The sequence below is a fragment of the Polaribacter huanghezhanensis genome (assembly GCF_030444335.1).
GTDB classification, from domain to species: Bacteria; Bacteroidota; Bacteroidia; order Flavobacteriales; family Flavobacteriaceae; genus Polaribacter; species Polaribacter huanghezhanensis.
On record NZ_CP128595.1, the window covers coordinates 1128477 to 1148323 of the forward strand.

Consider the following 19847-nt stretch of genomic DNA (forward strand, 5'->3'; position numbering starts at 1 on the left):
GATCAATCTGAAAAGCATAAATTATTCTGAGAATATAACTATACAGTGTATAAAGTGTGTTTTCTTTAAAAGCAAAATAGTAAAAATATATGGCTGAAGGCAAAACAATGAGGCTTAATAAAGTTTTAAGAGAATTAAACATCTCTCTAGATAGAGCAGTAGAACATTTATCAAAAAATGGGCACGAAATAGACGCGCGTCCAACTACTAAAATATCTGGTGATGTGTATCAAGTTTTACTGGATGGTTTTCAAACAGACAAAACTAAAAAAGCAGCTTCAAAAGAGGTAGGAGAAGAAAAGAGAAAAGAAAAAGAAGCCATAAGATTAGAGTTAGAAGCTAAACTTGAGAAAAAACGTTTAGAAGAAGAAGCTAAAAGAGAAGTCTTAAAAGCGAAAGCTGAAAAAGTGGAGGTTAAAACTGTTGGTAAGATTGATATCAATCCGCCTGCTACTAAAAAGCAACCAAAACCAGAAGCCGAAAAACCTGTTGAGAAGCCAGCTGTAAAAGAAGAGAAACCTGTTGAAAAGAAAACAGAAGAGAAAGAACAACCAAAGGCAGAAGAAAAAGTAAAAGAAGAAAAACCTGTTGTAAAAGAAGTAAAAGAAATTAAGGAGGTTAAAAAAGTAGTAAAAGAAGAAGTTGCTCCTGTTGTAGAAGAAGAAATTACCGCAGAAAATGCCGAAAAACTTACGACGCAATATAAAAAATTAGACGGGCCAAGAATTACGGGTCAAAAAATTGACTTAAAGCAATTCGAAAAGCCTAAAAAGAAGAAGCCAGAAACAAAACCGGCGGCTAAAAATGCTGCTGCTGATAAAAAGAAAAGAAAAAGAATTGTTAAGCCAGCAAATAACGCTAGAAACAATCCTGGAAGATCTGCTGGCGGAAATAATAGAGGAGGGTTTAAGGGAAGAGGTCCTGCAAGACCAGCTGTAAAGAAAGAAGAACCAACAGAGGCAGAAGTTCAAAAGCAAGTACGTGAAACGTTAGAAAGGCTTCAAGGAAAATCTAGTAAAGGAAAAGGAGCAAAATATAGAAGAGATAAAAGAGATCAACACAGACATCAGTCAGAAGTAGATCAAGAACTAGCTGCTGCAGAAAGTAAAATCTTAAAAGCAACAGAATTTGTTACCGTAAGTGAAGTTGCAACTATGATGGATGTTCCTGTTACTGATATCATTTCGGCATGTATGTCTTTAGGGATGATGGTAACAATGAATCAGCGTTTAGATGCTGAAACATTGGTAATTGTTGCAGAAGAATTTAACTACAAGGTAGAATTTGTTGGAGCAGAAGTTGAAGAAGCTGTAGTTGAAGTTGAAGATAAACCAGAAGATTTAGAAACGCGTGCGCCAATTATTACGGTGATGGGTCACGTAGATCACGGTAAAACATCTTTATTAGATTATATTAGAAAAGCAAATGTTATTGAAGGAGAATCTGGAGGAATTACACAACATATTGGTGCGTATTCTGTAAAGGTTGGAGATCAAAAAATAGCATTTTTAGATACTCCTGGTCACGAAGCCTTTACGGCAATGCGTGCTCGTGGAGCTCAAGTTACAGATTTAGTAATTATTGTAGTTGCAGCAGACGATGATGTGATGCCGCAAACTAAAGAGGCAATTTCTCATGCGCAAGCAGCAGGAGTTCCAATCATATTTGCAATCAATAAGATTGATAAACCAAATGCAAATCCAGATAATGTAAAAACACAATTGTCTGCGATGAATTTATTAATAGAAGAATGGGGAGGAAATATTCAATCGCAAGATATTTCTGCTAAAACCGGAGAAGGAATTCCAGAGTTATTAGAAAAAGTTTTATTAGAAGCAGAGGTTTTAGAATTAAAAGCAAATCCAAATAAATTAGCAACTGGTGCAGTTGTTGAAGCTTTATTAGATAAAGGTAGAGGGTATGTTACTACAATTTTAGTACAAGCCGGAACTTTAAAAATAGGCGATTACATGCTAGCTGGTAAAAACAGTGGTAAAGTAAAAGCCATGTTCGATGATAAAGGAACCAACTTAACAGAAGCAAAACCATCAACACCAGTATCTATATTAGGTTTAGATGGCGCGCCACAAGCTGGAGATAAATTCAATGTGTTTGAAGACGAAAGAGAAGCAAAACAAATTGCATCTAAACGTTCTCAATTACAAAGAGAGCAATCTGTAAGAACTCAGAAAACATTAACGTTAGACGAAATTGGAAGAAGAATTGCTTTAGGAGACTTTAAGGAATTAAACATCATCTTAAAAGGAGATGTAGATGGTTCTGTAGAAGCATTAACAGATTCTTTCCAGAAATTATCTACAGATGAAATTCAAGTAAATATCATTCATAAAGGAGTTGGAGCCATTACAGAATCTGATGTGTTATTAGCATCAGCATCTGATGCAATTGTAATTGGATTTAACGTTCGCCCACAAGTAAATGCAAGAGTTATAGCAGATAAAGAAGAGGTAGATATTAGAAACTACTCAATTATTTACGATGCAATTAACGATCTTAAAGATGCGATGGAAGGAATGCTTTCTCCAGACATGAAAGAAGAAATTACCGGAAATGTTGAAATTAGAGAAGTGTATAAAATTTCTAAAGTTGGTAATATTGCAGGTTGTATGGTGATGTCTGGTAAAATCTTAAGAAGCTCTTTAATTAGAATTATTAGAGATGGAATTGTTGTTCATTCAGGAACTTTAGAAGCATTAAAGCGATTTAAGGATGATGTGAAAGAAGTTGCTAAAGGATATGATTGTGGTATTCAAATAAAAGGATACAATGATATCAAACAAGGTGATGTTATTGAAGCATACCACGAAGTGGCTGTGAAGAAAAAATTGAAATAACAATCAATTATAAGCATAAAAAAAGGAGCGAATATTCGCTCCTTTTTTTGTTTGTACTTTTATCTTTTATCTAGGAACAATAATTGCCGATGGAAATTTCTTTTTAATTTCATTTAAAATCTTATCAGCTTCCAATCTAGTTTTGTAATCCCCAACTTGCACTTTCCATTCTGGAGATTCAAATAAAATATAGGTTTTAATTGTTGGACGCTCTATTCTAAATTTACTTTGCGTAGTTTTAATTGCAGTTTCATGTCCGCTTTCTAACTGAATTCTAAACCCATAGCCATTTTTTTTGTTGTACTCTATCTTCTTTTTAATAAGAGATTTTACCTCGTTACTCGTGTTTGTTTGCCCATTTACATTCGTTATTCCAATAATAATTGTAAATAAAAAATACACAAAAATTGATTTCATATTCATCATTTAAAAACTTTTTTACAAAAGTAACAACTTGTTTCATACAAGTTTAGTATTCACCTTTATTTAGAATCGATATAAATTATGAATTAACATTATATTAGCATTTCAAAATTTGGAGATAAATGCTACTTTTGTGGAGCTGTTCAAACATCTGTTTATTTAGATTTTGAATTTAATATAAGCATCAAACTAGATAGAAAATTTATATTTTATAATATGAAAAGTGTGGAAAAACACAGTAAATTAACCAGATTACTACTAAAAAGTTTTACTTTCCTTTTAATTTTTTCAATGAGTCTTTCTATGCATGCGCAAGCAACTGTAGATGCGGCAAGACAATCAGAAGGTAGAAAATTGTTTAAATCATTATGTTCTTCGTGTCATAAACTTGATAAAAAGTTTATTGGGCCGGCTTTAGGTAAGATTGAAGAACAAAAAGATGCAGCTTGGTTAAAATCTTGGATTAAAGATAACAATGCTTTTAGAGCTTCTGGGAATGCAGATGCTATTGCAATTTTTGAGGAGTTCAATGGTGCAGCAATGACAACCTTTCCTCAGTTAACAGATAAAAATATCGAAGACATTCTTTATTATACTACTGTTGGCGAGCCTAAAAAAGCGGCACCTGCAGGAGGTAATGCTACTGTTGTCGTAGAAAAAGAAGCTTCTCCGTGGTTAACTAGAATTCTAATTGCAATTATTGTAATTGGTCTTTTAATTATTGCTAACTTATTAAAAGTGATTAGCCTATTAAAAGGAGCGCCAAAAACGCCAGGGTTACTAGCAAATGTACAAGAGTTGTGGGTTGGGTTTAAAAGAAATACATTTTTACATGTGTTACTTACCATCTTTTTAGCCTTAACAACTGCTTATGTGTTATTTGGAACATTATTTCAAATTGGTGTTGATGAAGGATATCAACCAATTCAGCCAATTGCTTTTTCGCATGCTATTCATGCAGGTGATAATAAAATAGATTGTCAATATTGTCACTCATCAGCAAAGCATAGTAAAACTTCAGGGATTCCATCAGCAAATGTTTGTATGAATTGTCATAAAAATATTTCAGAAGTTGCAGATGATACTAAGATTGAATCTATGAATATGGGTAAAAAAGAATTAGACAAAGAAATTCAAAAATTATATACAGCTGCTGGTTGGGATGCAGATAATTTAACATATACAGGAAAAACACAGCCTATTAAATGGGTTAGAGTTCATAATTTACCAGATTTTGCATATTTTAATCACTCACAACACGTAACAGCAGGTAATCAAAAATGCCAAACATGTCATGGTCCGGTTGAGACGATGGATGAAGTATATCAGTTTTCTCCATTAACAATGGGTTGGTGTATCAATTGTCATAAACAAACAAAGGTAGATTTAAAAGGAAATGCATATTACACTAAAATCCACGAAGAGTTGTCTAAAAAATATGGTGTTGAGTCTGTAACAGTTGCTCAATTAGGTGGAAAAGAATGTGGTAAATGTCACTATTAATAATTAGAAAGTAAAAAACAAGTATATACATGGCTTCAAACAAAAAATACTGGCAAAGTGTTGAGGAACTTAAAGAAGGTTCTATTGTTGAAACGCTAAGTAAAAATGAATTTGTAGAAGAAATTCCAACAGATGAATTTTTAGGAGATAAAGAAACTTTAGAAGCATCATCTACAACAAGAAGAGATTTCTTAAAATATGTAGGATTTACAACTGCAGCTGCATCTTTAGCTGCTTGTGAGGGCCCTGTTAGAAAATCTATTCCGTATGTGATAAAACCAGATGATATTACAGTTGGTCTTGCAGATTGGTATGCAACAACAATTGCAGATGGTTATGACTTCGCAAATATTTTGGTAAAGACGAGAGAAGGTCGTCCTATTTTAGTAATGCCAAATAAAGAAGCTAACGGAAAAACAAATGCGCGTGTTCAAGCTTCGGTTTTATCTTTATATGATAATCAATTACGTTTAAAAGAACCTCAAAACAGAGAATCTTTTTTAACTTGGGAGGACGCAAATACTCAAATAGCTAAAAAATTAAATGATTTAAAAACTGCAAATGAAGCTGTTGTTTTATTAACAGGAACATTGGCAAGTCCATCTACAGAAAAAATTATCTCAGAATTTACAACTGCATTTCCAAATGTAAAACATGTTGTATATGATGCAGTATCAGAATCTGGAGCTTTAGATGCATTTGAAGCTTTTTACGGAACACGTTCTTTACCAACATATCATTTTGATATAGCAAAAGTGATTGTTTCTGTTGGAGCAGATTTCTTAGGAGATTGGCAAGGTGGTTATGATAAAAGTTATACAGAAGGTAGAAAACCTGCAGAAGGTAAAATGTCTCGTCATATTCAGTTTGAATCTAACATGACATTAACTGGAGCAAATGCAGATAAAAGAGTTCTTTTAAAACCCTCTGAACAAGTTTTTGCTTTAATCAATTTATACAATCACGTAACTAGTTCTAGTTTATCTTCTAAAGCAACACCTGTTGATGCAGAAATAAAGAAAGCAGCTGATCAGTTAAAGAAAGCTGGTGCAAACGGAGTTGTAGTTACTGGTTTAAATGATAAAAATGCTCAAATAATTGCAATGGCAATTAACATTGCATTGCAAAGTAGGGTAATGGATGCGGCTACAACGAATACTATCAGAGAAGGAAACGATGCTGATGTTGCTGAATTCGTTGCTGATATGAAATCAGGAAAAGTAAAAGGGTTAATTACACACAATGTAAATCCGGTGTACTCTTTACCAAACGGAAGTGATTTTGCGAAACAAATCGGTAAATTAAAATTATCGGTTGCGTTATCTGAACAATTTGATGAAACAGCAAGTGCAACAGAATTTGCATTACCAATGTCTCATTTCTTAGAATCTTGGGGCGATGTTAGTTTAACTTCAGGTGTTCATAGTTTGGTGCAACCAACAATTCAGACTTTATTTAATTCTCGTCAATTACAAGATGTATTGTTAAATTGGTCTGGAAACTCAACTTCTTATTACGATTATTTAAAAGCTTTTTGGGCTTCAAATATATTAAAAGGAAAATCATGGAGTCAAGCATTGCATGATGGAACATTTAAAAAAGCTGCTTCTAATTCAGTTGCTGCAAAATCTGTAGATATTTCAGCAGCAGTTTCTAGCTTAAATAAAAAAACAACCTCTTCTAGTATGGAGTTAAACTTGTTTACGTCAATCGCTTTAGGTGATGGTAAACAAGCAAACAATCCATGGTTACAAGAATTGCCAGATCCATTAACAAGAGCAGCTTGGGATAATTATATTACCATGTCTATGCCAGATGCTAGAGAATTAGGTTTTTCTAATCCGGTGCAAGATAATGGAGCAATCGACGGGCAATATGCAAATATTACTGTAAATGGAGTGACAGTTTCTAATATTCCAGTGATGGTTCAACCAGGACAAGCAAATGGTTCTATTGGTTTAGCTTTAGGATATGGAAGAACTCAAAACTTAAAAGATGCAATGGTTGTTGGAGTAAATGCATTTCCATTATACTTCAATTCAAATTATATACAAACAGGTGTTTCTATAGAAAAAGCGAGCGGAACACATAAGTTTGCATGTACACAAGTACAAAAAACAATTGCAGGAAGACACGACATTTTAAAACAAGCTACTTTAGCGCAATTAAATGATCATTCTTTAGATCCAAAAGAGACTTGGAATAAACCAGCAATGGCATCATTAAATCACAAAGAAGTAGAAGCAAATTCTGTAGATCTTTGGGATGCACAAGATCGTAGCATTGGTCATCATTTTAATTTATCAATCGATTTAACATCTTGTACAGGATGTGGAGCTTGTGTAGTTGCATGTCATGCAGAAAATAATGTTCCGGTTGTTGGGAAACACGAAGTAAGAGTTGGTAGAGATATGCACTGGTTGCGTATTGACAGATATTATTCTTCTGAAGCTAGTGAAGTGGGTTCAAAAGAAGGAAAAATAACAATAGCGGAGTTTTCTAAAAAATATCCAAATATTGCAGACAAAGATTTAGAAAGAAAATATGCTGAAAAAGTTCTTGAATTAAGTGGTGGAGATTTATTTGCTACTATAGAAACTACAGCAGAAAATCCTACGGTTGCTTTTCAACCAATGATGTGTCAACACTGTAATCACGCACCGTGTGAAACGGTTTGTCCTGTTGCAGCAACATCTCACGGTCGTCAAGGTCAAAATCAAATGGCATATAACCGTTGTGTAGGAACAAGATATTGTGCAAACAACTGTCCATATAGAGTTCGTCGTTTCAACTGGTTTCAATACAGTAATAATAACGAGTTTGACTTTAACATGAATGATGAATACGGTAAAATGGTGTTAAATCCAGATGTTGTAGTTCGTTCTAGAGGAGTTATGGAAAAATGTTCTATGTGTATTCAAATGACTCAAGCTACCATCTTAAAAGCAAAAAATGAAGGTAGAAAAATTGATAAAAATGAATTTTCTACAGCATGTTCAGCAGCTTGTACAACAGGAGCAATGGTATTTGGAGATATCAATAATCCGGAGGATACAGTTGCACAATTAAAAGATGATAAAAGAGCTTTCCACGTGTTAGATTATATTGGTACAAAACCAAATGTAGTGTATCAAGTAAAGGTTAATAATACAAACGAAGCGTAATTAAAAATTAAGATATAGCAGATGTCTCATTACGAAGCACCCATTAGGGAACCATTAATATTAGGTGATAAAAGTTACCACGATATTACTGAAGATATTGCAAGACCTATTGAAGGAAAGGCAAATAAAAATTGGTATATAGCATTTTATATTTCTTTAGCAGCAATGTTATGGGGATTTGGATGTATTTTCTATACTGTAGGAACAGGAATTGGAGTTTGGGGATTGAACAAGAACATAGGATGGGCTTGGGATATTACAAACTTTGTATGGTGGGTTGGTATTGGTCATGCCGGTACGTTAATTTCTGCTGTACTTTTATTATTCCGCCAAAAATGGAGAATGGCAATTAACCGTTCTGCTGAAGCAATGACAATCTTTGCTGTTTTTCAAGCAGGATTATTTCCAATTATCCACATGGGAAGACCATGGAACGGATATTGGGTGTTGCCAATTCCAAATCAATTTGGATCATTATGGGTAAACTTTAACTCACCATTACTTTGGGATGTATTTGCAATTTCAACCTATTTATCAGTATCATTGGTTTTCTGGTGGACAGGTTTATTACCGGATTTTGCAATGATTAGAGATAGAGCAGTAAAGCCTTTTCAAAAGAAAATCTATTCGTTATTATCTTTTGGATGGTCTGGAAGAGCAAAAGACTGGCAACGTTTTGAAGAAGTATCTTTAGTATTGGCAGGTTTAGCAACTCCATTAGTACTTTCTGTACACACAATTGTATCGATGGATTTTGCAACATCAATCAATCCAGGATGGCACTCAACAATTTTTCCACCATATTTCGTAGCTGGTGCAATCTTTTCTGGATTTGCAATGGTACAAACCTTGTTGGGAATTATGCGTAAAGTAACCAACTTAGAAAACTACATTACTCGTTTACATATAGAATATATGAATATGGTAATCATCTTAACAGGTGGTATTGTAGCTGTTGCATATGCGTCAGAATTCTTTATTGCTTGGTACACAGGTTCTCCTTACGAGAATTACACATATATGTCTGTTGGAGCAGCAACGGGTCCTTATGCTTGGGCATTTTGGTCTTTGATATTATTTAATATTGCAATTCCACAGTTATTATGGATTAAGAAGTTTAGAAGAAGTTTTATTATTTCTTTTATCATTTCTATTGCCATTAATATTGGAATGTGGTTTGAGCGTTTTGATATTATCGCAATTGTATTAAGTAAAGGTCATTTACCATCAACTTGGTGGCGTTTTGAACCAACATTTGTAGATATAGGAATCTTTATTGGAACTATTGGATTCTTCTTTGTATTGTTTCTACTGTATGCAAGAACTTTCCCAGTAATTGCACAAGCAGAGGTAAAAACGATTTTGAAATCTTCAGGAGAAAATTATAAAAAATTAAGAGACGGAAATCATGAGTAATAAAGTTATACACGCATTTTATAATGATGATGAAGTTGTTCTTGACGCTGTTAAGAAAGTAAAAGCAGCACATCATCATATTGAAGAAGTATTTTGTCCTTTTCCGGTTCATGGATTAGACAAAGCCATGGGTTTAGCACCAACACGTATTGCTATTGCATCATTTATGTATGGAGTATTAGGTTTGGGTACTGCAATTTGGATGACTAATTATATGATGATTCAAGATTGGCCACAAGATATTGGAGGGAAACCAAACTTTTCTTGGTGGTTAAATATGCCAGCATTTGTGCCAATTTTATTTGAATTAACAGTTTTCTTTGCAGCTCATTTAATGGTAATTACTTTTTACATGAGAAGTAGAATTTGGCCATTTAAAGAAGCTGAAAACCCAGATCCAAGAACTACAGATGATCATTTTTTAATGGAAATTCCTGTTCATAATAATGAAGAAGAATTAATAGCATTATTAAAAGAAACGGGCGCTGTAGAAATAAACGTAGTAGAAAAGCACTAATAAAGAGACGATGAAGAATTTTACAAAAATAATTTTCGCTTTAATAGCACTAGTAACAATTGTTTCTTGTGGAGACAAACGTACGCGAAGTGTACAATACATGCCAGATATGTATGTAGCTGTTCCTTATGAACCAAATGGAGCTAATGGATTAAATGACAATCCAAATGGTTCTAATTTAAAACCAGTTGAAGGAACAATCGCTAGAGGACAAGTGCCTTATGATTACCCAAATACTACTGAAGGATATAATGCTGCATTAAAAGAATTAAAATCTCCATTAGAAGATACTGAGGCAAATATGACAAACGGGAAAAAAATGTTTGGAATTTACTGTGCAACTTGTCATGGAGTTAAAGGAGATGGAAATGGTGTTTTAGTTCAAAGAGATAAGTTTAGTGGAGTTCCAAATTATAAAGATAGAGCTATTACAGAAGGAAGTATTTATCACGTAATTATGTATGGTAGAGGAATTATGGGTTCTCATGCATCTCAATTAACCGTAAAAGAACGTTGGCAAGTTGTTCACTATGTAGAAAAACTAAGAAACGATTTATTAAAATAAGTCTTTAAAAGATAGAATTAAAAGATATGTATCAATTCTCAGGTAAATTAAAAACATTCTCAATTGCTTTAATGATTATTGGAGCATTGGGTGTTGGATATAGCTTTTTAACTGCACCAAAAACAGTTGAAGATGCTAAAGAAATTATAGCAAGTCAACATGATGGTCATGAAACAGAAGTAACTACTCATAAAGCTCCAGTAGATTCACACGCAAAAACAGATGAGCATGAAACAACAGAGGTTCATGCAGATGAGGAACATGCAGATGAGGAACATGCAGAACATGTATTTCACGCCTTGCAAAACAGACCTTGGGCTGCGAGTTATGTAGCTTTATTTTTCTTTTTAGGAATTTCATTATTAGTATTGGCATTTTATGCAATACAAAGAGTAGCACAAGCAGGTTGGTCTATTGTTCTTTTTAGAGTGATGGAAGCAATTTCAGCAAACTTAGTTCCTGCAAGTATTTTAATGTTTGTTCTTATTATGACTTCTGTAGGTCATATAAATCATTTATTTCCTTGGATGGCAGAAGGAACTGTAGATCCTACAAGTCCAAATTATGATGCAATTATTGATGCGAAGTCTTGGTGGTTAAATATCCCAGGATGGGCAATTAGAAGTATTGTATACTTATTAGGATGGAACGTGTATCGTTTCTTTACAAGAAAATTATCGATAGCAGAAGACACTGCAAATGATGAAAATAAAACATATAAGAAAAACTACCACGCGTCTGTTATCTTTTTAGTATTCTTTATGATTACTGAATCTATGATGTCTTGGGATTGGATTATGGGATTAGACCCACACTGGTTCTCAACTTTATTTGGATGGTATGTGTTAGCTACTTTATTAGTAAGTGCTTTAACAGTTATCGCATTTGTAACGATTTACTTACGCTCTAAAGGACATCTACCATTTGTAAATGATAGCCATTTACACGATTTAGCTAAATATATATTTGGATTTAGTGTATTCTGGACGTACTTATGGTTTGCACAATTTATGCTAATTTGGTATGCAGACATGTCAGAAGAAACCGTTTATTTCATTGCAAGGTTTAATGAATATAAATTGCCATTTTTAGGAATGCTTGTGATGAACTTTGTATTTCCAATACTGATATTAATGAATAGTGACTTTAAAAGTAAAGCATGGTTTGTTGTCATTGGCGGATTGGTAGTTTTAACAGGGCATTACATAGATGTATTTGTAATGATTATGCCAGCAACAGTTGGCGATCAATGGTTTATTGGAATACCAGAATTAAGTGCATTAGCATTTTTTATTGGACTCTTTATATTTGTTACTTTCAGAGCATTTGCTAATGCAGCACCTTTAGCAAAAGGCAATCCATTTTTGCACGAAAGTGAACATTACCACTATTACAATATTGAACACGAAGGAGAAGAAAATCATCATTAATAATTAAATAATTAAGACAAAATAATATGCTAGCTTTATTTTATATTTTTATAGCTGTTGCAATCGGTGTAAGCTTTTGGCAAATCACAAGAATTTTAGATTTAAGATCAGTAATTGCTTCAGACAAAGATAATGATACACAAGGAAAAATATTTCTTTGGTTCACAGCATTCTTTTATGCAATGATGATTTATTGCTTAATTTTTATGAATGTATTAATGTTGCCAGAATCTGCTTCTTTTGAAGGAGAACATGATGATAATTTATTCGATATTACATTTATTTTAATCGGAGTCGTTCAGTTTATAATGCAATTTTTATTATTCTATTTTGCATATAAATACAGAGGGAAAAAAGATAAGAAAGCGTTATTTTATGCTGATAGCCATAAGTTAGAAGCAATTTGGACCATTACACCAGCAGTCGTTTTAGTTGTTTTAATTGGTTACGGATTATGGCAATGGAATAACGTAATGGATTTATCTAATGAAGAAGATCCATTAATTATAGAAGTTTACGGAAGACAATTTAACTGGCAAGCACGTTATGCAGGAGATGACAATGCACTTGGTAGAGGAAACGTAAATTATATCAAAGGAATTAACACAATGGGTGTTGATATGTCTGATTTAAATGCGCAAGACGATAAGCAGGTTACAGAAATTCATTTGCCAAAAGGGCGTAAAGTGATTTTTAAATTCCGTTCTCAAGATGTTTTACACTCAGCTTATATGCCACACTTTAGAGCACAAATGAACTGTGTTCCAGGAATGGTTACCCAATTTGGTTTTACACCAAAGTTTACCACCGAAGAAATGCGTCAGCAATCAGAAGTAATTGCTAAAACAGCAGATATTAATAAAATACGTGCTGCAAAAGGCGAGGACCACTACGAATTTGATTTTATACTATTGTGTAATAAAATTTGTGGAGCTTCGCATTTTAATATGCAAATGAAAATAGTTGTTCAAGAAGAAGACGCTTTTAATAAGTGGATTGCAGAACAACCAACATTAGCAGAAGTTATTAAATAAGATATTTTAAAGTAGATAATAAAAAAGAAGATATGTCAGAACATCATCATAAAGAAACATTTGTAACAAAATACATCTTTAGCCAAGATCACAAAATGATTTCTAAACAGTTTTTAATAACTGGTATGTTTATGGGAGTTATTGGAGTGTTTATGTCAATGTTATTTCGTTTGCAAATTGCATGGCCAGAAAAATCATTTTCAATTATTGAAGCTTTTCTAGGAACTCATCAAACAGATGGAGTTATGAGCCCAGATATATACTTAGCCATAGTTACAATTCACGGTACAATCATGGTGTTTTTTGTACTTACTGCTGGTTTAAGTGGTACATTTTCTAACTTATTAATTCCTTTACAGATTGGTGCTAGAGATATGGCGTCAGGATTTTTAAATATGATTTCTTACTGGTTATTCTTTATTTCTAGTATAATAATGCTAGTTTCTTTATTTGTAGAAGCTGGACCTGCATCAGCGGGATGGACCATCTACCCACCATTAAGTGCATTGCCACAAGCAATTCCAGGATCTGGATTAGGAATGACTTTATGGCTTACATCTATGGCGATATTTATTGCTTCTTCTTTAATAGGATCTTTAAATTATATCGTTACTGTTTTTAACTTAAGAACAAAAGGAATGAAAATGACAAGATTGCCTTTAACAATGTGGGCTTTCTTTGTTACTGCTATAATTGGAGTTGTATCTTTTCCTGTATTATTATCTGCAGCACTTTTATTGATTATGGACAGAAGTTTTGGTACTTCATTCTTCTTGTCAGATATTTTTATCAGTGGAGAAGTTTTACATTATCAAGGAGGTTCACCAGTTTTATTTGAACATTTATTCTGGTTCTTAGGACATCCAGAAGTATATATCGTTATTCTACCTGCAATGGGAATTGTTTCCGAAATTATTGCGGTAAACTCACGAAAACCAATATTTGGTTACAGAGCAATGATTGGTTCAATTTTAGCAATTGCATTTTTATCAACTATTGTTTGGGGTCACCACATGTTTATTTCCGGGATGAATCCTTTCTTAGGATCCGTATTTACATTTACAACCTTATTAATTGCAATTCCATCAGCAGTAAAAGCTTTTAACTGGATAACAACGCTGTGGAAAGGAAATTTACAGATGAATACGGGGATGTTATTCTCTATCGGATTTGTTTCTACTTTCGTTACTGGAGGTTTAACTGGTTTGGTTTTGGGAGATTCGGCATTAGATATTAATGTTCATGATACGTATTTTGTAGTTGCTCACTTTCATTTAGTAATGGGAGTATCTGCAATCTTTGGAATGTTTGCTGGTGTGTATCACTGGTTTCCAAAAATGTATGGCAGAATGATGAATAAAGTATTAGGATATTGGCATTTCTGGTTGACAATTACTGCTGCGTACGGGGTATTTTTCCCAATGCACTTTATTGGTTTAGCAGGATTACCAAGAAGATATTATACCAATACAAATTTTCCAATGTTTGATGATGTAGCAGATGTAAATGTTGTCATTACATTATTTGCAATCTTAGGAGGTTTGGCACAGCTAATTTTCTTAGCAAATTTCTTTATCTCTATTTATAGAGGTAAAAAAGCAACACAAAACCCTTGGAAAGCAAATACATTAGAGTGGACAACGCCAATTGAAGCTATTCACGGAAACTGGCCAGGTAAAATTCCAGAAGTACACCGTTGGCCTTACGATTACAGTAAAGTTGATGAGAATGGAGAGTATACTCATGGCGAAGACTTTGTATTACAAACAACACCATTAAAAGATGGAGAAGATCCATCTTAAGAATTATAAAAATTAAAAAAGCCTTTCCAATTTGGAAAGGCTTTTTTGTATCTTAGAGTTTTTGTAATATGTGTTTAGTGTAACATTTATTACCTAATGAAAATTTAAATTCAGTTATCTTTGTAAGTATGAATGAACACTTAAATCCTGAAAACACAAATCTTTCAAATGAAGAATTGGATGTAGAAAAAAAACTACGCCCTCTTTCGTTTGATGATTTTACAGGTCAAGATCAAGCAATAGAAAATCTTAAAATATTTGTGGAAGCAGCAAATCAAAGAGATGAAGCTTTAGATCACACCTTGTTTCACGGACCTCCAGGTTTAGGGAAAACCACCTTAGCACACATTTTAGCAAATGAATTAAATGTCGGAATTAAAGTTACTTCCGGGCCTGTTTTAGACAAACCAGGAGACTTAGCAGGTTTGCTAACCAATCTTGATGAAAGAGATGTATTGTTTATTGATGAAATTCATCGTTTAAGTCCGATTGTAGAAGAATATTTGTATTCTGCAATGGAAGATTATAAAATTGATATTATGATTGAATCTGGCCCAAATGCCAGAACAGTACAAATCAATTTAGAACCATTTACATTAATTGGCGCAACAACTCGTTCTGGATTATTAACGTCTCCAATGAGAGCACGTTTCGGAATTAGTAGTCGATTAAATTATTATAAAAAAGAATTATTAACAACCATTGTTCAACGTAGTGCAGAAATATTAAAAGTTCCTATTTCCATGGAAGCAGCAATAGAAATTGCTGGTAGAAGCAGAGGAACTCCAAGAATTGCAAATGCGCTGTTACGAAGAGTAAGAGATTTTGCTCAAATCAAAGGAGATGGAACCATTACCATAGAAATTGCACAATATGCATTAAAAGCACTTCGTGTAGATGCTTTTGGGTTGGATGAAATGGATACTAAAATATTAACTACTTTAATTGATAAATTTAAAGGCGGACCTGTAGGAATTTCTACACTAGCAACAGCAGTTGGAGAAAATGCAGAAACGATTGAAGAAGTATACGAGCCTTTTTTAATACAAGAAGGATTTATTATGAGAACGCCAAGAGGAAGAGAAGTTACAGAAGCGGCTTACAATCATCTTGGGAAAGAAAAAGGAATCAATCAAGGAGAATTGTTTTAGCTTTTAGAGACAAGAGACAAGAGACAAGAGACAAGAGACAAGAGACAAGAGACAAGAGACATGATTTTTAGTTGTGTTTCGAGGGTGAAAAAAGGATAAATAAACTCAAGAGTTAGAAAAATTATAGAATACTATTTTTTATACTAATTTCTCTTTTCTTGATTTGGGAAAAATGAATATTAAAAAAATAATACCCATATTAGAATGGTTACCAAACTATACAACTTCTAGGTTTAAAGGAGATTTTATAGCAGGAATTACTGTGGGAATTATTTTAATTCCGCAAGGAATTGCCTACGCGTTAATTGCTGGTTTACCGCCAATTTATGGGTTGTATGCCGCCTTGGTTCCGCAAACAATGTATGCTGTTTTTGGCTCGTCTAGACAAGTGGCAATCGGCCCAGTTGCAATGGATTCGTTGATTGTTGCTGCTGGAGTTTCAACATTGGCTTTAACAGGTTCTGATAGTTATATTGCAATCGCTATTTTATTAGCATTGGTCGTTGGCGCAATTCAATTTTTAATGGGCGTTTTTCGTTTAGGTTTTATTGTTAATTTTTTATCGAAACCCGTTATTACCGGATTTACATCTGCCGCCGCGCTAATTATTGGATTCAATCAATTTAGAAACTTATTTGGAGTCGATTTTGTACGCAGCAATCAAATACAATATGTGATAAAAGATGTGTGGAATAATATTTCCACCTTAAACACACATACTACAATTTTAGGTTTTGTTGCCATCATCATTATACTATCACTTCGAAAAATAAACAAAAAAATTCCGAATGCGCTAATTGTTGTCATCTTCGGAATACTTTCAATTAAATATTTAGGAAAAAGTTTGTTTGATGTAGCAATTATCAAAGAAGTTCCATCTGGTTTGCCATCATTTAGTATTCCTGAAATTGATTTTCAACAAATTAGAGAATTATTACCAATTGCTTTAACCTTAGTTTTAGTTGGGTTTTTAGAAACCATTTCTATCGGAAAATCTTTAGAAGCAAAACAAGACGAATATAGAATACGACCAAATCAAGAATTAATTGCTTTAGGATTAGGAAATATGGCAGGTTCGTTATTTAAAGCATATCCAACAGCATCAAGTTTTTCGCGTTCGGCAATTAATCAAGAGTCTGGTGGAACAACCGGAATGGCAGCCTTAGTTTCCGTTGCAATGGTTGTAATTACCTTATTGTTTTTAACACCCATTTTTTATTTTTTACCTAAAACAGTGTTGGCAGCTATTATAATTGTTGCTGTTTTTGGTTTGGTAAAAGTAAAAGAAGGGATTCATTTATGGAAAGCAAATAAATTAGACTTCTCTTTATTACTAACAACGTTTTTAGCAACACTATTTTTAGGAATAGAATACGGAATTTTTGTCGGAGTTGGAATGTCAATAATCATTTTAATTTTTAGAACTTCTAAACCTTATATTGCAGTTTTAGGTGCCGTTCCAGACTCAGATTTTTATAAAAATAGTGAACGATTTAAGAATGTAATTATCGAAGAAGATGTTTTAGTCATTCGATTTGACGCACAATTATTCTTTGCAAATGCGAGTTATTTTAGAGACAATTTAGACGATTTGGCAGAGAAAAAAGGCAAGGCATTAAAGTTGATTGTTATAGATGCTGAAAGTATCAATAGAATTGATAGCACTGGAGTAGAAATGCTAATTGAACGCATTAATTTTTACAAGAAAAAAGGAATTACGGTTTATTTTGCAGGAGTAAAAGGCCCCGTTAGAGATACCTTGTTTAGAGCAGGAATCTTAAATAGTATAGACATCAATCACTTTTTTATGAACATTTTTACAGCAGTAAAGTTTTATAAAACGGGCGATAGAGAACATCAAATAAAATATGCTGAATATATTCATCATACCTATAAATAAAGAAGAAAGTAAATTATGAGAGTTGAACAAATTTACACAGGTTGTTTAGCGCAAGGTGCGTATTATGTAGAAAGTAACGGAGAAGTTGCAATTATAGATCCCTTAAGAGAAGTATCTCCATATATGGAGAGAGCAGCAAAAGACAATGCAAAAATTAAATATATTTTTGAAACACATTTTCATGCAGACTTTGTAAGCGGACATGTAACGCTTGCAAAAAATACAGGTGCAAAAATTGTATTTGGACCAAATGCAGAAACGAATTACGAAGCTTATATAGCTAAAGATAATGAAGAATTTAAAATTGGTGATATCACCATTATCGCGCTTCATACTCCAGGGCACACTATGGAAAGTACGTCGTATTTGTTAAGAGATAAAAACGGAAAAGATTATGCGTTGTTTAGTGGCGATACCTTATTTCTAGGGGATGTTGGAAGACCAGATTTAGCACAAAAAACAGGAACTTTAACAGAAGAAGATTTAGCAGGATTTCTGTTTGATAGTTTGCGTACTAAAATTATGCCTTTAGCAGATGAAGTGATTGTCTATCCAGCGCATGGAGCAGGTTCTGCTTGTGGTAAAAACTTGAGTAAAGAAACTGTTGGTACTATTGGCAATCAAAAAGAAACCAATTATGCGTTACGAGCTGATATGACCAAAGAAGAATTTGTAAAAGAAGTTACGGATGGATTATTGCCTCCGCCAGCGTATTTTCCTTTAAACGTAAAATTAAACAAAGAAGGGTATCAACATATTGATGAAATTATTACCAAAGGAACAACCGCACTTTCTGTTGAGGATTTTGAAAAAATTGCCAACGAAACGGATGCATTAATTTTAGATGTGCGTCATCAATCAGAATTTATGAAAGGGTTTATTCCGCGTTCAATTTTTATCGGAATTGATGGTGGATTTGCACCTTGGGTTGGCGCCTTGATTAAAGATATTGAGCAACCTATTTTAATCGTTGCTCCAAAAGGAAGAGAAGAAGAAGTAATTATTCGTCTTTCTCGTGTTGGTTTTGACAATACATTAGGGTATTTAGACGGAAGTTTTTCTGCTTGGAAAAATGCAGGAAAAGAAGTTGATACATTAAAATCTGTTTCTGCCGAAATTTTAGAAAAAGAAATAAACGAAAATAATGTTTCGGTTTTTGATGTCCGTAAACCTGGAGAACATGCAAATGAACATATTTTAGACGTACCAAGTACGCCGTTAGATTACTTAAATAGTCATATTAATGAGTTTCCAACAGACAAAAATTTTTATGTACATTGTGCAGGCGGTTATCGTTCTGTGATTGCTTCATCAATTTTAAAAGCGAGAGGAATGCATAATGTTATTGATGTCGCTGGCGGATATAAAGCGATTAAAAAAACTGGAATTATACGGGCAGAAACTGTTTGTCCATCAACTTTAAAATAAAAAAAATGAAAAAAATTATCGTAGTTTGTTTGTTCTTAGGATTTCTTTCTTGCAAAAGTCAAGAAAAAAAAGAAGCAATAGTTGTAGATGTAAACGTAGAAAAATTTCAACAACTTATTTCTGAAAAAGGAGTACAATTAATTGATGTTAGAACTCCGGCAGAGTTTAATGATGGACATATAAAAAATGCCAAGTTGATTAATTATATGGCGGCAGATTTTAAAGAAAAAGCTTTTGAAGGATTAGATAAATCAAAACCAGTTTTAGTGTATTGTGCGTCTGGTGGTAGAAGTGCTAAATCCGCAAAAATATATAAAGAAGCAGGATTTACCAAAGTGTATAATCTTTTAGGAGGTTTTAGAGCTTGGTCTGCTAAAAAATTAGAAATAGAAAAATAAATGCACACTAAATATTAACTTAAATTAAAAGATATGACTAAAAATGTTGGAACTCTTGACAAGGTAATTAGAGTTGTTTTAGCTTTAATTGCTGCTTACTTTGCGTATAGCCAAGAATTTGAAATAGCTTGGGTTGCTTATGTTCTTTGGGCAGTTGCTATCGTTTTGTTGATTACTGCTTTAACAAGTAGATGTCCTTTATTTTCTATATTCGGAATTAATTCCTGTAAAGTTAAAAAGTAAAAGAAACCCGATGCTTTG

At 33.3% G+C, this 19847-nt stretch carries 15 protein-coding genes; 14 read left to right on the forward strand and 1 reads right to left on the reverse strand.

Translation table 11 applies throughout. The features are described from left to right. The first annotated feature begins 89 nt into the window (after positions 1 to 89). Positions 90 to 2855: a translation initiation factor IF-2 gene (gene infB / locus KCTC32516_RS05370; RefSeq protein WP_301402535.1), complete on the forward strand. Its 2766-nt coding sequence runs from the start codon at positions 90 to 92 to the stop codon at positions 2853 to 2855. 66 nt (positions 2856 to 2921) lie between these two features. On the opposite strand, the gene KCTC32516_RS05375 is transcribed toward infB, so the two are convergent. Next, on the reverse strand, positions 2922 to 3272 hold the full coding sequence (locus KCTC32516_RS05375; RefSeq protein ID WP_301402536.1) for an SPOR domain-containing protein: 351 nt from the start codon (positions 3270 to 3272) through the stop codon (positions 2922 to 2924). 222 nt (positions 3273 to 3494) lie between these two features. On the opposite strand from KCTC32516_RS05375, the gene KCTC32516_RS05380 reads away from it, so the two are divergent. The 13 genes from KCTC32516_RS05380 to KCTC32516_RS05440 all read left to right on the forward strand — a co-directional run bounded on the left by KCTC32516_RS05380 (position 3495) and on the right by KCTC32516_RS05440 (position 19829). Then, complete coding sequence (locus KCTC32516_RS05380) at positions 3495 to 4781, forward strand: cytochrome c3 family protein (RefSeq protein WP_301402537.1); 1287 nt, start codon at positions 3495 to 3497, stop codon at positions 4779 to 4781. Between the two features lie 29 nt (positions 4782 to 4810). After that, positions 4811 to 7945: a TAT-variant-translocated molybdopterin oxidoreductase gene (locus KCTC32516_RS05385; protein WP_301402538.1), complete on the forward strand. Its 3135-nt coding sequence runs from the start codon at positions 4811 to 4813 to the stop codon at positions 7943 to 7945. Positions 7946 to 7966: 21 nt separating this feature from the next. Beyond that, entirely contained in the window at positions 7967 to 9361 is a 1395-nt protein-coding gene (gene nrfD / locus KCTC32516_RS05390; protein WP_301402539.1) for an NrfD/PsrC family molybdoenzyme membrane anchor subunit, read from the forward strand. Then, positions 9354 to 9878 carry a DUF3341 domain-containing protein gene (locus KCTC32516_RS05395; RefSeq protein WP_301402541.1) on the forward strand — a complete coding sequence of 175 codons (525 nt, stop codon included), beginning with the start codon at positions 9354 to 9356 and terminating at the stop codon, positions 9876 to 9878. The genes nrfD and KCTC32516_RS05395 overlap by 8 nt, the downstream gene beginning before the upstream one ends. Positions 9879 to 9888: 10 nt before the next feature. After that, positions 9889 to 10443 (forward strand): c-type cytochrome, encoded by a 555-nt coding sequence (locus tag KCTC32516_RS05400; RefSeq protein WP_301402542.1) that lies wholly within the window; start codon positions 9889 to 9891, stop codon positions 10441 to 10443. Between the two features lie 26 nt (positions 10444 to 10469). After that, positions 10470 to 11873, forward strand: a complete 1404-nt coding sequence (locus KCTC32516_RS05405; protein ID WP_301402543.1) for a quinol:cytochrome C oxidoreductase — start codon at positions 10470 to 10472, stop codon at positions 11871 to 11873. Positions 11874 to 11899: 26 nt separating this feature from the next. Next, a complete protein-coding gene (locus KCTC32516_RS05410; RefSeq protein WP_301402544.1) occupies positions 11900 to 12907 on the forward strand; it encodes a cytochrome c oxidase subunit II in 1008 nt (335 codons plus the stop codon). 32 nt (positions 12908 to 12939) lie between these two features. Then, positions 12940 to 14709: a cytochrome c oxidase subunit I gene (locus KCTC32516_RS05415; protein ID WP_301402545.1), complete on the forward strand. Its 1770-nt coding sequence runs from the start codon at positions 12940 to 12942 to the stop codon at positions 14707 to 14709. Between the two features lie 128 nt (positions 14710 to 14837). Next, complete coding sequence (gene ruvB / locus KCTC32516_RS05420; protein ID WP_301402546.1) at positions 14838 to 15860, forward strand: Holliday junction branch migration DNA helicase RuvB; 1023 nt, start codon at positions 14838 to 14840, stop codon at positions 15858 to 15860. Between the two features lie 172 nt (positions 15861 to 16032). Then, positions 16033 to 17760, forward strand: a complete 1728-nt coding sequence (locus KCTC32516_RS05425) for a SulP family inorganic anion transporter (RefSeq protein ID WP_301402547.1) — start codon at positions 16033 to 16035, stop codon at positions 17758 to 17760. Between the two features lie 15 nt (positions 17761 to 17775). Continuing rightward, complete coding sequence (locus tag KCTC32516_RS05430; protein WP_301402548.1) at positions 17776 to 19188, forward strand: MBL fold metallo-hydrolase; 1413 nt, start codon at positions 17776 to 17778, stop codon at positions 19186 to 19188. A 5-nt stretch (positions 19189 to 19193) separates the two neighbouring features. Next, positions 19194 to 19586 (forward strand): rhodanese-like domain-containing protein, encoded by a 393-nt coding sequence (locus KCTC32516_RS05435; RefSeq protein WP_301402549.1) that lies wholly within the window; start codon positions 19194 to 19196, stop codon positions 19584 to 19586. A 33-nt stretch (positions 19587 to 19619) separates the two neighbouring features. After that, positions 19620 to 19829, forward strand: coding sequence for a YgaP family membrane protein (locus tag KCTC32516_RS05440; RefSeq protein ID WP_301402550.1), 210 nt, complete (start codon positions 19620 to 19622; stop codon positions 19827 to 19829). Positions 19830 to 19847 lie beyond the last annotated feature (18 nt).